This window comes from Micromonospora sp. NPDC002411 (assembly GCF_053592955.1).
On the sequence record NZ_JBSFBM010000045.1, the window covers coordinates 15,018 to 27,731 of the forward strand.

The 12,714-nt window shown below is 70.7% G+C and carries 13 protein-coding genes; 9 read left to right on the forward strand and 4 right to left on the reverse strand.

The annotated features are described in order from the left end of the window. Window positions 1-72 precede the first annotated feature (72 nt). Window positions 73-924, forward strand: a complete 852-nt coding sequence (locus ACWCO3_RS08560; RefSeq protein ID WP_450009188.1) for an aldo/keto reductase — start codon at window positions 73-75, stop codon at window positions 922-924. Between the two features lie 93 nt (window positions 925-1,017). Here the strand turns inward: ACWCO3_RS08560 and ACWCO3_RS08565 are convergent, their stop codons facing one another. Continuing rightward, window positions 1,018-1,860 carry a helix-turn-helix transcriptional regulator gene (locus ACWCO3_RS08565; RefSeq protein WP_450009190.1) on the reverse strand — a complete coding sequence of 281 codons (843 nt, stop codon included), beginning with the start codon at window positions 1,858-1,860 and terminating at the stop codon, window positions 1,018-1,020. Between the two features lie 103 nt (window positions 1,861-1,963). Here ACWCO3_RS08565 and ACWCO3_RS08570 point away from each other — a divergent pair, with 103 nt between their 5' ends. Further along, the gene (locus tag ACWCO3_RS08570; protein WP_145785316.1) at window positions 1,964-2,716 is read left to right on the forward strand and encodes an SDR family oxidoreductase; all 753 of its coding nucleotides are present in this window, start codon (window positions 1,964-1,966) and stop codon (window positions 2,714-2,716) included. Between the two features lie 24 nt (window positions 2,717-2,740). On the opposite strand, the gene ACWCO3_RS08575 is transcribed toward ACWCO3_RS08570, so the two are convergent. Beyond that, on the reverse strand, window positions 2,741-3,256 hold the full coding sequence (locus ACWCO3_RS08575; RefSeq protein WP_145785318.1) for a GNAT family N-acetyltransferase: 516 nt from the start codon (window positions 3,254-3,256) through the stop codon (window positions 2,741-2,743). A gap of 131 nt (window positions 3,257-3,387) precedes the next feature. Between ACWCO3_RS08575 and ACWCO3_RS08580 the strand changes: the two genes are divergently transcribed. From ACWCO3_RS08580 to ACWCO3_RS08590, 3 genes are read left to right on the forward strand one after another with little or no spacing between them, the layout of a single operon-like run. Then, window positions 3,388-3,942 (forward strand): NADPH-dependent FMN reductase, encoded by a 555-nt coding sequence (locus ACWCO3_RS08580; RefSeq protein ID WP_145785319.1) that lies wholly within the window; start codon window positions 3,388-3,390, stop codon window positions 3,940-3,942. 25 nt (window positions 3,943-3,967) lie between these two features. After that, on the forward strand, window positions 3,968-4,981 hold the full coding sequence (locus tag ACWCO3_RS08585; protein ID WP_358049124.1) for an ATP-binding cassette domain-containing protein: 1,014 nt from the start codon (window positions 3,968-3,970) through the stop codon (window positions 4,979-4,981). Next, window positions 4,978-5,835, forward strand: a complete 858-nt coding sequence (locus ACWCO3_RS08590; protein WP_358161691.1) for an ABC transporter permease — start codon at window positions 4,978-4,980, stop codon at window positions 5,833-5,835. The genes ACWCO3_RS08585 and ACWCO3_RS08590 overlap by 4 nt, the downstream gene beginning before the upstream one ends. An 82-nt stretch (window positions 5,836-5,917) precedes the next feature. On the opposite strand, the gene ACWCO3_RS08595 is transcribed toward ACWCO3_RS08590, so the two are convergent. Beyond that, window positions 5,918-6,823 (reverse strand): AraC family transcriptional regulator N-terminal domain-containing protein, encoded by a 906-nt coding sequence (locus ACWCO3_RS08595; protein WP_450009193.1) that lies wholly within the window; start codon window positions 6,821-6,823, stop codon window positions 5,918-5,920. Between the two features lie 158 nt (window positions 6,824-6,981). On the opposite strand from ACWCO3_RS08595, the gene ACWCO3_RS08600 reads away from it, so the two are divergent. Together ACWCO3_RS08600 and ACWCO3_RS08605 are read left to right on the forward strand one after the other, a co-directional pair. Then, window positions 6,982-7,287, forward strand: coding sequence for a putative quinol monooxygenase (locus ACWCO3_RS08600; protein WP_145785323.1), 306 nt, complete (start codon window positions 6,982-6,984; stop codon window positions 7,285-7,287). 44 nt (window positions 7,288-7,331) lie between these two features. Then, window positions 7,332-8,300 (forward strand): alpha/beta hydrolase, encoded by a 969-nt coding sequence (locus ACWCO3_RS08605; RefSeq protein ID WP_145785324.1) that lies wholly within the window; start codon window positions 7,332-7,334, stop codon window positions 8,298-8,300. 47 nt (window positions 8,301-8,347) lie between these two features. Here the strand turns inward: ACWCO3_RS08605 and ACWCO3_RS08610 are convergent, their stop codons facing one another. Then, a complete protein-coding gene (locus ACWCO3_RS08610; RefSeq protein ID WP_450009196.1) occupies window positions 8,348-11,644 on the reverse strand; it encodes an ATP-binding protein in 3,297 nt (1,098 codons plus the stop codon). 158 nt (window positions 11,645-11,802) lie between these two features. On the opposite strand from ACWCO3_RS08610, the gene ACWCO3_RS08615 reads away from it, so the two are divergent. Together ACWCO3_RS08615 and ACWCO3_RS08620 are read left to right on the forward strand one after the other, a co-directional pair. Continuing rightward, window positions 11,803-12,261: a helix-turn-helix domain-containing protein gene (locus tag ACWCO3_RS08615; RefSeq protein WP_450009198.1), complete on the forward strand. Its 459-nt coding sequence runs from the start codon at window positions 11,803-11,805 to the stop codon at window positions 12,259-12,261. Then, entirely contained in the window at window positions 12,254-12,622 is a 369-nt protein-coding gene (locus ACWCO3_RS08620) for a DUF4180 domain-containing protein (protein WP_450009200.1), read from the forward strand. The genes ACWCO3_RS08615 and ACWCO3_RS08620 overlap by 8 nt, the downstream gene beginning before the upstream one ends. Window positions 12,623-12,714: the final 92 nt, after the last annotated feature.

The window sequence follows — 12,714 nt, forward strand, 5'->3', positions numbered from 1 at the left end:
GCGTTGTGCGGTGATTCGACAGGCCACCCGGGTATGGATGACAGGCAACGACGATGACGCGAAGGAGCCGTAGTGGCCAACACCATTCCCGACATCAGCCTGAACGACGGCACCACCATCCCGCAGCTCGGCTTCGGGGTGTTCCAGATCGAGCCGAAGGACACCGTCGCCGCGGTGACCACCGCCCTGGAGACGGGCTACCGGCACATCGACACCGCCGAGATGTACGGCAACGAGGCCGAGGTCGGCGAGGCGGTACGCATGTCCGGCCTCGACCGGAGCGCGGTCTACGTGACCAGCAAGCTGAACAACGCCTTCCACCGCCCCGACGACGCCCGCCGGGCGTTCGACTCGACGCTCGCGGCGCTGAAGATGGACTACATCGACCTGTTCCTCATCCACTGGCCGCTGCCGACCCTGTACGACGGCGACTACGTGTCGACGTGGAAGACGCTGGAAGAGTTCCAGCGCGACGGCCGGGCCCGCTCGATCGGCGTGTCGAACTTCCAGGTCGCGCACCTGGAGCGGCTCGCCGACGAGGCGAACGTCGTGCCGGCGGTGAACCAGATCGAGGCGCACCCGTACTTCACCAACGACGAGGTTCGCGCCTACGGTCGCGCGCACAACATCCTCACCGAGGCCTGGTCGCCGATCGCGCAGGGCAAGGTGCTGGACGACCCGACGGTGGTCGACCTCGCCGAGCAGGTCGGCCGGACCCCGGCGCAGGTGGTGCTCCGCTGGCACGTGCAGCGCGGCGACATCATCTTCCCGAAGTCGACCACCCCGAAGCGGATCGAGGAGAACACCCGGATCTTCGACTTCGAGCTGGACGACACCGCGATGGAGCGGATCAACTGGTTGAACCAGGGCGAGGCCGGGCGGCAGGGCCCGAACCCGGACACCTTCGCCTACCTGCCCAACTGACCCGAGCCCGCCGTGCGGCGGGCAGGTCTCCAACGAGCGTGATGCCTCAGAGTCGTCGTGATGACCCTGAGGCATCACGCTGTTGCCGGCAGGTCAGGAACGGACGCGCTGCGCGATCCGGTGAAACGCCGCCTGGGTCGGAGAGCCGGGCGCGGGGACATAGACGATCATCCGCTGGTCGGTCTCCTGCACGTGCAGCACCCGGCACTCGAACTCCAACGGGCCCAGCTCGGGGTGCGGCACCCGCTTCACGGTGGGGCGACGTTCGGCCACGTCGTGCTCGGCCCAGAGCTGGGCGAACCGGGGTGAGGTGCCGAGCAGTTCGGTGACCAGCTCACGGATCGCCGGGTCGGCCGGGTAGCGGCCGTACGTGGCCCGCAGGTCCGCGACCGTACCGCGGACGAACCGGAGTATCTCGGCGTCATTCCAGTGGCCACTGGTCACCGGCTGCCGGAACGTCCAGCGGATCATGTTGCGGTCCGCGTCGGGCACCGTCGACAGATCCCCGACGAAGTACGTGGCCAGACGGTTCCAGGCCAGCACGTGGTACGCGGCGTCGACGAGGTACGCCGGGGTCTCGGTCATCGCGTCGAGCAGGTGCCGCAGGCCGGACGGCACCTCCCGGCTCGGCCCACGGGTCGGCGGCGGGTTCTCCCCGGCGAGTCGGAACAGATACTCGCGCTCGTCCCGGCTCAACAACAGCGCCCGGGCCATCGAGGCGAGCACCTGCCGGGACGGGTGTGGCCCCCGGCCCTGCTCCAGCCGGATGTAGTAGTCGATCGACATCCCGGCGAGCTGGGCCACCTCCTGCCGGCGCAGCCCGGGGGTGCGTCGGCGCTCGCCCTCGGGGAGCCCGACCTCGGCGGGACGCAGCCGGGCCCTGCGGGTGCGCAGGAACGCCGCCAGTTCGTCACGGCGCAGTTCGCTGCTCGTCATGCTCTCCAGCATGCCCCGGGCGGGGCCGGCGAGGGTGGTACCGCCGGTCCCAGCCTCAGCCCGTCTCTCCTGGCACGGCACCGGCCGGGACAGGCTCGACGGCATGACGAACACGATCGCCCTGATCACCGGGGCCAACAAGGGAATCGGCCTGGCCACCGCCCGCCAGCTCGGCGGTCTCGGGATGACAGTGCTGATCGGCGCGCGGGACGCCGAGCGGGGCCGGACAGCGGAGCGGGAGCTGCGCGACGGCGGCGCGGACGCCCGGTTCGTGCCGCTGGACGTGACCGACGCCGAATCGGTGGCCGCCGTCGCGAAGCTGGTCGAGGCGGAGTACGGCCGGCTTGACGTACTGGTCAACAACGCCGGCATCATCCTCGCCGACGGCGCGCGAGGGCTGCCCAGCGAGACGACAGTGGCGACGCTGCGCCGACTGTACGAGACCAACGTCTTCGGAGTGGTGACGGTGACAAACGCGCTGCTGCCGCTGCTGCGCCGGGCACCGGCCGCCCGGATCGTCAACGTGTCGAGCGAGGTCGGCTCGATCGCCGTGATGACCGACCCGAACGGCGCGCTGTTCGAACTGACCTCGGTGCCGTACCCGTCGTCGAAGGCAGCGTTGAACATGCTCACCGCGATGTACGCCAAGGAGCTGCGGGACACCGCGATCAAGGTGAACGCGGCGAACCCGGGCTACTGCGCCACCGACCTGAACGGCAACAGCGGCTTCCGTACCGCCGAGCAGGGCGCTGAGGTGAGCGTGCACCTGGCGACGCTGCCCACCGACGGGCCGAGCGGTCTGCTCTGGGGCTTTCAGATGGACGCCGGCGGCGGCTACGGCGTGCTGCCCTGGTGAAACGCCGTAGCCGCCCCGCCGACCTCAGCTCCCGGTCGGCGGGGCGGTCAGGTCGAGCTGCCAGTCGTTGGCCCGCATCATCTGCCCCGGCGGGTATTCGAACCCCGTCTCGCCGAGCAGCGTGAACCCTGCCTTGCGGCAGACCGCGTTGGAGGCGGGATTGTCGACCGACGGATAGGCGTGCGCGTAGCGCCGGTCCCGTCGGGCGCGGGCCACGTCGAGGGCAGCGAGCACCGCGACGGTGGCCAGGCCCTTTCCCCGGTACGCGGGCAGCACCGCCCAGCCCAGCTCGTACACCTGTTGCTCGCGCCACTCGCGGGCCCAGTAGCCGACGCTGCCGGCCCGCGCGCCGTCCGGCAGCACCACCGTGAACATGCAACCCTGCCCGGTGTCGGCGAAGTGCACGTACCGGTCGTGCCGGGCGAGCACCTGCTCGTCGGTCTCCGGACCACCGGTGTGCTTGCGCGTCTCCGGTGAGTTGAGCTGTCGCAGCAGGTCAAGGTCGCTCTCGTGCCACGGTTCGATGTGCGCCTGTGCCATTCCGATCCCCTGTTCGTCGGCCCCAGTCAAGCCGACCCGTGCGACATTCCGCTCCGAAACGCCGCCCGCTAGATCGGATCTAGCGGGCGGCTGGCCGTCACCTCGCGCCTTCAGAGTGGAAGGGGGTGGCGATGGCACAGTTGCGGGTTGCCGTGATCGTCGGCAGCACCCGGGAGGGTCGGGCCGGAGACCGGGTCGCCGGTTGGTTCGTCGACCAGGCCGCCCGGCACGACGACCTGGCGGTCACGGTCGTTGACCTGACCGACTACGACTTCCCGGCCAGCTATCCCGCCGAGCCGACAGCGTCCATCCGGGCGTTCGTCAGCGAGGTGGGCCGGGCGGACGCGTTCGTCGTGGTCACCCCCGAGTACAACCACAGTTTTCCGGCACCCTTGAAGCAAGCAATCGACTACGCGTACGACGAGTGGCAGGCGAAACCGGTCGGCTTCGTGTCGTACGGCTGTCGGTCCACCGGCCTGCACGCCGTCGACCAGTTGCGCACGGTCTTCACCGCGCTGCACGCGATGACGGTGCGCGACGTCGTCGGGATCGACCTGCTCGCCGGAGAGCCGACCCCGCAGTGCACCGACGAGCTGCGCCGCGACGCCAGCGTCCTGCTCGACCAGCTCCGCTGGTGGGGTCTGGCCCTGCGCGACGGCCGGGCGGCTCGGCCCTACGTCTCCTGAACACGTCCGACGGAAGGTAAGAATCATGAGTAGACGCACCACCGGGCTGGCCATCGAGGCCGAGGGGTTGACCCGCTCGTTCGGGGACACCCGGGCGCTGGCCGGGATCGACCTACAGGTGCCGGCCGGCACCGTCTACGGCCTGCTCGGGCCGAACGGGGCGGGCAAGACCACAGCGGTCCGGGTGCTCGCGACGTTGCTGCGCCCCGACGGCGGCTCGGCCCGGGTCTTCGGCCACGACGTGGTCACCGAGGCCGACAAGGTCCGCTCCCGGGTCAGCCTCACCGGCCAGTACGCCTCGGTCGACGAGGACCTGACCGGCACGGAGAACCTGGTGCTCCTCGCCCGCCTGCTCGGCCTGCGCAAGCCGGCCGCCCGGGAGCGCGCGGCAGCCCTGCTCGCCGCGTTCGGTCTGACCGAGGCGAGCGACCGCCAGGTGAAGAAGTACTCGGGTGGGATGCGGCGGCGCATCGACATCGCCGCGAGCATCCTCAACACCCCCGACCTGCTGTTCCTCGACGAGCCGACGACCGGCCTCGACCCGCGCAGCCGCAACCAGGTGTGGGAGATCGTCCGGGCGGTGGTGTCGCATGGCACGACGGTCCTGCTGACCACCCAGTACCTGGACGAGGCCGACCAGCTCGCCGGGCGGATCGCGGTCGTCGACCACGGCCGGGTGATCGCGGAGGGCACCCCGGGCGAATTGAAGTCGTCAATCGGCTCGGGCACTGTCCACCTGCGACTGCGCGATCCCGGGCAGCGCCCCGAGGCGGAGAGGGTGCTCCGGAAGGCGCTCGACGTGCCGGTGCAGCTCGCCGCCGACCCGGTGGCGTTGACGGCCCGCGTCGGAGAGGCCGGCACCGACCTCGACGCCAGCGCCCAGGCCGCCCGGGTGCTGAGCGACCTGGCCCGCGCCGGCATCGTCGTGGACAACTTCTCGCTCGGCCAGCCGAGCCTGGACGAGGTCTTCCTGGCCCTGACCGACCACCCCGCCGTACCGGCCGGCGAACGCGACGACGAGCTGGAGGCAGCCCGATGAGCGACACCACTACCACCACCACCGAACGGGCGCCGTCCGTCTACGTCCCGTCCGCCGAGGCGCTGGCCACGGTGCTCGCGCCCGGTGCCCGACCGCCCCGGCCCAGCGCGCTGAGCGCGTCGCTCACCTTCGGTTGGCGCGCCATGCTGAAGATCAAGCACGTGCCGGAGCAGCTCTTCGACGTGACCGCGTTCCCGATCATCATGGTGCTGATGTTCACGTACCTGTTCGGTGGCGCACTCGCCGGCAGCCCGCGCGAATACCTGCAGTTCTTCCTGCCCGGCATCATGGTGACCAGCGTCGTCATGATCACCATGTACACCGGTATCGGCCTCAACACCGACATCGAGAAGGGCATCTTCGACCGGTTCCGGACGCTGCCCGTCTGGCGTCCGTCCGCCCTGGTCGGCATGATCTTCGGCGACGTGCTGCGCTACGTCCTCGCCGCGCTGGTGATCCTGGGCCTGGGTCTGGTGCTCGGCTTCCGCCCGCACGGCGGAGTCGTCGGCGTGGCCGTCGGGATCGGGCTGCTGGTGGTCTTCTCGTTCGCGTTCTCCTGGGTGTGGACGTTCTTCGGGCTGATCCTGCGCAGCGAGAAGTCGGTGATGGGGGTCAGCATGATGGTGCTGTTCCCGCTGACGTTCCTCAGCAACGTCTTCGTCGACCCGAGCACCATGCCCGGCTGGCTCCAGGCGTTCGTGAAGGTCAACCCGGTGACGCAGTTGGTCGCGGCGATCCGCGGAGCGATGAGCGGCGATTCGGACCCGTCGGCCACCATGTGGTTGCTGGTGTGGAGCGCCGGCTTCCTGCTCGTCTTCGGCACCCTGACCATGTACCGGTACAACCGCCGCTGACAGTGATCAGTACGACGGGCGCCACCACGGCTGTGGCGGCGCCCGTCGGCTGTTGTCTGGACGATCGGGTGAACGCTGGCGGTCAGACGACCGCCGGCACCTCGGCTCGGATCGTGCCCCGCAATCGGGTGGCGTCCTGGCTGGGTGGCGCGCCGAACTGACGACGATATTCGCGGCTGAACTGCGACGGGCTCTCGTAGCCAACTCGAATGCCCACCCCGGTGACGTCGTTGGGGTGCGTGGCGAGCAGGAGCCGCGCCTCCTGCAACCGGATCTGCTTCTGGAACTGGATCGGGCTCATCGCGGTCACTGCCTGGAAGTTGCGATAGAACGCCGACACGCTCATCCCGGTCAGCCGCGCCAGATCCTCCACCCGGAACGGCTGCGCGTAGTGGTCGCGGATCCACCGGACCGCCCGGGCTACGTGACTGAGGCTGCTGTCGGCCAGACCGAGCTGCCGTACGGCCGCGGCCTGCTCCCCGGTGAGCAGCCGCCACAGGATCTCCCGGTTGATCAGGGGCGCGAGAACCGTGACGTCCCGGGGCCTGTCCAGCAGCCGCAGCAGGCGGATCACCGCGTCGCCGAGGTCGTTGGGAGCGTCGCTGACCACCATCCCCGACGGCGTCGGCCCGGCCAGGGGCGGAAGGTCGCCCGGTGCCGCCTGCAGCAGCAACTCCGCGACCATGGCCGGGTGTAGCACCAGCCCGAACCCCAGCGCCGGCGCGCCGGCGCTGGCCTGGGTGAATCGGCCGGTGACCGGCAGGTCGACCGACGCAACAAGGTACTGGCCGGCCCGGTACTCGTACACGCGGTCGCCCAGCGCCATCTGCTTGGCGCCTTGCGCGATGAGTGCCAGCACGGTGCCCGACATCGACGTGGTGGGTGCCGTCTGCTGCTCGACCTTCGAGATCAGCACACCCTCGATCGGAGTGCTGACGTCCGGTCGGGCATGCCGGGCCAGCAGTGCCCGCAGCTCGTCGAGGTCCACGACCCGATTGAAGCACAGGACCGATCCTCGCTACAACGAGAGGATCGGGCAAGGAGCAGCGAGCATCTTTCTAACGTTTCTGCTGCTGAAAGCGCTTCCATATGAGTGTCAGTTTCTCAAGAAAGCGCAGCACGGCTCAACGATGAGGAGTCTCAACGATGTCGGTCCACCACGGGTTCCAGGCCACGATGACCGCTCAGCCGGGCAAGGCGGACGAGCTGATCCAGTTGTTGCTGGACGCACCGTCCCTGCCGCACGACGACTGCGTCGTCTTCCTCGTGGCCCGCTCGGCGTCCGATCGCGACGTCGTCCACGTCATCGAAGGCTGGACCAGCGCCGAGGCGCACAGCGCGTTCTTCGCCAGCGAGCAGGCGCAGGCCCTCGTCGCGAAGCTTCAGCCACTGCTGGCCGGCGACTCGGCGTACACCGACGCGGTGCCGGTCGGCGGCAAGGCGACCTTCTGAATCGGCGACCGATCACCCCTACCCGTGTCATCGAAAGGATCCTGATGAACCTCCCCCGACCGTGCATCGACCCCGAGTTGCTCGTCCCCCTGGCTGAACTGCCGCCGATGCCGCCCCTCGGCCCCGAGGTGATCGAGCAGCTGCGCCACTTCCCCCAACCGTCGATCGACAGCCATCTGGAAGGCCGTGCGGTCGAGCGGCGCGAGGTCACCGTTCCCGCCAACGACGGAACGCCGATCCCGCTGACCGTCCTCAGCCCCATCAACCGTGCCGCTGGCGCACCCTGCGTCTACTGGATCCACGGCGGCGGAATGATGTGGGGCGACCGCTTCTCGAACATCGACGTCCCGCTGGAATGGCTCGACCGGTTCGGCGCCGTCGTGATCACTGTGGATTACCGGCTGGCCCCGGAGGCAACCGGTACGACCCTGGTCGACGACTGTTACCAGGGACTGCTCTGGGTCGCCGAGAACGCCGTGGACCTCTGCATCGACCCGGCCCGTATCGTCGTCGCCGGTGCCAGCGCCGGAGGTGGCCTGGCGGCAGGCGTCACGCTGATGGCTCGCGACCGCAACACCCCGACCATCGCCGCGCAGTTGCTGTCGTGCCCCATGCTCGACCACCGCAACGACAGCACGTCCAGCCGTCAGTTCAGTGGGCTGGACGGCGTGTGGACCCGGGAGATGAACGAGTTCGGATGGCGCAGCGTCCTCGGCGAGCACACCGACCAGAACGTCTCCCCCTACGTCTCACCCGCGCTGGCGGACGACCTGTCCGGTCTGCCGACCACCTACATCGACGCCGGGACCGCCGAGGTCTTTCGCGACGAGGACGTCAGCTACGCGACCCGGATCTGGGCCGCCGGCGGCCAGGCCGAGTTGCACCTGTGGGCCGGCGGCTTCCACGGATTCTCGGCGCTGTTCCCCGAGGTCCGCGTGTCGGCGGCGGCACGACGCGCCCAGAGCGACTGGCTTGCCCGGGTCCTGGACCCCAGCCCTGATCTCAAGGAATGAGCCGAACCCATGGCCGGCGCTGACCAGCCGGCGCGCCGGCCATGGGTTCAGAGCCGCCAGCGCAGCGGCTCGGGCGGCAGGTATCGGCACGTGCTGCCGGTCGAGACGGAGTCGCGTAGGTGCCCGGCGAGGGCCGGGTGCCGCCCGTCGAGCTTGCGCAGTGTGTCCCGGATCCGGGCGGTCACCGTCTTGCGGGCCCGCTCAGCCTCGTCGCCCAGCCTGCGGCTGCGACCGGCCAGCCCCGCAGCCGCCCGCAGCTCGTCGAGCAACGCACCCCGCTCCGCGTCCAGCGCGGCCACCTTCCGGTCGTCGTCGCGCGCGGCGGCCCGGTCGATCTCCTCGTCGAGGCGGGCCAGGTGCCGCCGATAGCGGGCCTTCGCCTCGTCGTCGAGGACCGGGTCGGCACCCAACTGCCGGGCCGCCACCAACTCCGGCCCGGCGGCCGGATCCAGCAACTCCACGGCGGGTACGTCGCTGCCCGGTCGACTCAGCAGCAGATGCAGGTCGTGCAGACCCTTGGCGTCGGGTAGGTGCACCACGACACCCGCGTACGCGAGTTGCCAGACCGGCCCGTCGCGTCGAAACTCGTACCCCTCGATGGCCGGCGCGACCTTGACTGAAGCAACGGCCTGGCCTGCCCCGACGGCTTCGGCCCGCCCGACGGCTTGACCTGCCGTGACGGTGTGCCCGGACCCGGCCACGTCCACGACGGATCCCGCGCTGCCGGCGAGCTGGTGGAGCACCTGCGTCATACCGAGGGCGGTTGCTTCCGATGTGGTGGTCGCGTGCAGCGCGGCGACCGCCGCCGCGTCGCCCGGGTGACCTCGGCCGGCCAGAGCGTTCACCAACCCGGCGTGGGCGATGAGCAACCAGGGGCGGGAGCCCAGCCTCTCCGCGGAGGCACTGGCGGTCGTGAAGCCGGCGATGGCATCGTCCCAGCGTTCCTGCGCGCAGTCGACGAGCGCCAGCCAGTGGTCGACGGGGCCGCTGATGTCACAGCCGAAGAGCCCGACCATCCATTCGCCACGGTGCGGGGCGAGCGCGGCTCGGGCCGCGTCGCAACGCTGCGGGTCGGCGGACGCGGCCGCGACCTGCGCGCGTAACCGCAGCCAGAGCGGCGACACCGGACGCGGGTAACGGATGGCGGCGGCTTCGATGCCGGCGGTCAACCGAATCGCCGTCTCGTCGTCGCCCCGCTCGGCGGCGGTGATCGCCCGCAGCAGCTCATGGTAGGGGTAGTCGACCGGGGCCAGCCCGTCCAGCAGGGTCTCGGCCTCGGCGAACCGGCCCTGGAGCAGCAGCCGCGACCAGTGCAGGTGATGGCCCATGAACCCGAATTCGGCGTGGCTCGGGTCCGCGACGGCGAGGACGTCTCCGAATCGTTTGTCGGCCTCGGCGAAGTCACCCCGGAAGGCAGCGATGATCCCGCTGTCGACGGCTGCCGCTACCCGGTGCCGGGAGGGGTCGTCACCCTGCTGGTCCGCGCCGACGAAGGTCGTGAACTCCTCGTTGAAGTGCGGGTCGCCCAACTCCAGCAGCGCCACCCAGCGCAGCGCGGTGGCCCACAACTCGGTTTCCCGGTCGCCCGTACGGCGGGCCACATCCCGGATCTCGGCGGTGAGGGCGGCGCGGGCCGTCGCGGTGCCCAGGCCCCAGGTGGTGTCGTGGCGGGCCCAGAGGCTGAACGTGAGCGCCTCGTCGTCCTGCCCTCGACGGGCGATCGTCTCGGTGGCGGTGATCAGGTCGGCGACCAGCGTGCCGACCGACGCGTCGGCGGCCGGTTCGCCGATCAGCCGCCGGTACGCCTCGTGGACCAGCTCGGCCGCCTCGACCGAGTGGACGGTCTCCACCTGTCGGGCGCGGTTCACGATGAGGGCGACCCGCGCCAGCAGGACCGGATCGTCGAGTGTGCGAGCCAGCGAACCCGCCTCGGTGAGCAGTTTGGTGGCCTCGTCCCGGCCGGCGTGATGGTATTGCGCCTCGCCGAACTCGACGAGGATCCGCACTCGCTGCACCGGGTCTTCGACCACCTCCAGCGCCCGACGGAAGTGCACCGCCGCCTCGTCGGCGGCCAGCCGGATGAACGCGTCCCGCCCGGCGGCGACCAGCAACGTGGCCGCCCGGGCCCGGTCGAGCGCGGGGCCGGCCAGGTAGGCGTGGCGGGCCAGGTCGGCGGGGACCAACTGGTCGCTGAGCTCCCGTAGGTGGTCGACCGCCCGGACGACCGCAGCGTGCCGGGCCTGCCGGTCGTCGTCGGACAACCCGTCGTAGAGGGTTTCGCGGACCAGGTCGTGGGCGAAGGCGAACCGGCCGCCGCCCCGGGCGACCATCAGCCGCGCCGTCACCGCCCGGTCGAGCAACCGGTCGACCTGTGCCACCGGGGCCGCCACGCAGGCCGCCAGGACCTGACGGTGCAGTTCACGCCCGAGCACGGCGGCGACGGTGAGCGCCTCGACCACGGCCGGAGGCAGTTGGGCCAGGCGGCGTCGCACCGCCTCCCGTACGCCGGGGGCGATGGTGTCGGCCGCGTCGTCGGCGTGCCACAACCGCGCGGTCTGCTCGATGAAGAACGGGTTGCCTCCGGTGCGGCGGTGCACCTCGTCGACGAGACCGGCGTCGGGTTGCCGCCCGGCGGTCCGTGCCATCAACGCGGCCACCTCGTCGCGGGAGAGGCCGGTGAGGGTGATGCTGGTGGCCTTCGCGACGAGTGGCATCAGCAGGGGGCGCAGCGGGTGCTCGCCCGACTCGACCTCGGCGTCACGGTAGGTGCCGACCAGCAGTAACCGTTCGAACCAGGTGTGCTGGGCGGCGAAGCTCAGCAGCCGTAGTGAGGCCGGGTCGGCCCAGTGCAGGTCGTCGAGGACCACCATGACCGGTCGGTGCCCGGAGACGGCGACCAGCGCGGCGGTCACCGCGTCGAACAACGCGAACGCCTCTCGGTCGGCGACGTCTCCGCCGGTGTCGACGCCGGCCCAGCTGGCGGCGCGGCCGGCCTGCTCGCCGGTGGTGTCGGCCTCGCCGAGCAGGGCCGCAAGGGCTGGCTCGGCGGTGGGGCGGGCCACCGCCCAGTCGTCGGCGGAGCGCCGCAGGCCGCGAAGCACCTGCACCCACGGCCAGTAGCCGGGGGCGCTGTCGGAATCCCAGCAGGCCGCGCCGAGCACCAGCGCGCCGCGCTGCCGAGCCTCCCGCGCCGCCGCCGTGACGAGTGTCGTCTTGCCGATGCCCGGCTCACCGGTGACCAGGACGAGGCCGCCGTGGCTGGTCGTCGCCCGGTCCATCTCGGCGCGCAGCAGACCCACGGGGTGGTCCCGCCCGATGATCGCGTCGCCGCGCCGCGCGTCCATGGTTTCCAGACGGTACTGGAACCCTCCGACAAGGCGGGCGGGTTATTCGCGCAGCCGCAGGTGGGGCACGTGGGTCGACGGTTCTGTGGAGCTGATGCCGCAGACGAATCAGACCGCATTGTTACCTCACTGGCTTGCTGAGGGTAGGTTAGGGAGTGATGAAGGAAGACATGTATTCGGTCGAGCAGGTCGCCGACCGACTGGGGCTGCACGTGCGCACCGTGCGGGGTTACATCCGCTCCGGCCGGCTGCGGGCGGTGCGGATCGGCAAGCAGTACCGGATCACCGCCGGTGATCTGGACGCGCTCACCGGTCAGGCCCCGACCGCCACCCGCGTCAGCGGGCACGCGGAGGTGTCGAGCATCGTGCAGGTCGACGGCGTCGACCGGACCGCCGCCGACCGGCTCGGCACGCTCGTGCTCGCCAGCGCCAGCGCCAACACCGACCGCGACCAGGCCCACCCGCTGCGGGTGCAGACCGTGCACGACGAGGAACGCCACCGCCTGAAGATCATCATCCTGGGTGATCCGGCCGCCACCGCCGAACTGTTGCACCTGCTCGACGCCGTCCTCAACGCCGACAACGGCCTGCTCGACCGGGAGGTCCCCGATGCCTGACGAGATCCAGGAACGCGCCGGAGTGCCGGTGCTGGTCTGCGACCCGGCCGGCCCTCCGGTGGCCACCGAGCAGGACGCGCTGGACCTGGTCGGCGCGGCGTTCCTCGGTGCCCAGGTGGTGGCGGTGCCCGCCAACCGACTCGACCCACGCTTCTTCTCGCTCGGCACCCGCTTCGCCGGCGACGTCATGCAGAAGTTCGTCAACTACCGGCTGCGGCTGGCCGTCGTCGGTGACATCTCGGCGCACCTCGCGGAGAGTTCGGCACTACGTGCCCTGGTGCACGAGGCCAATCAGGGTGGGCAGATCTGGTTCGTCCCCGACCTCGACGCGCTCGACGCCCGGCTGCGCGCGGCCCGATAGCGCCATCTCCACCGCCTCCGGCTCGATGCCCCTGACCTGGGCCTGCTCCGCCACCCACCGCAGGTAGGCCAGCCACTCCTCGGACGACCAGC